Origin of the sequence: Ochrobactrum sp. EDr1-4 (assembly GCF_049199085.1) — a bacterium.
Taxonomy (GTDB): Bacteria; Pseudomonadota; Alphaproteobacteria; order Rhizobiales; family Rhizobiaceae; genus Brucella.
Genome location: NZ_JBLZOF010000044.1, coordinates 1 through 285, shown reverse-complemented (window position 1 = coordinate 285; position 285 = coordinate 1). Strand labels below are relative to the sequence as shown.

Below are 285 nucleotides of genomic sequence, written 5' to 3'. Positions count from 1 at the left end.
GTTTGACTGTAACATTGCGGTCGCCCTTGAACGTCACATTGCCATTCGCACCGACATTCGCTGAATGGCCCGCGCCATCCTTAACGTTCCATCCCGCATTCGCGGTTTGGTTCACATGTTCAATGGCATCATTGACATTGTTTTTGCCGGTTCCACCAACATTGCTCATGCTGATCCTGCCATCAGCGCCTACAGCAGCATTGCCGCCCAACACTGTCGTCACGGATCTTGAAACGCCGAACAACTGACCGCCGTTGATTGCATCCAGACTACCATCGGCGACCA

Annotated in this window: 1 protein-coding gene; it reads right to left on the bottom strand. The window is 53.3% G+C overall.

The features are described 5' to 3' along the window. Positions 1-285: hypothetical protein (locus ACOZHT_RS24465; protein ID WP_421567133.1), on the bottom strand; the 285-nt coding region annotated here is incomplete at both ends.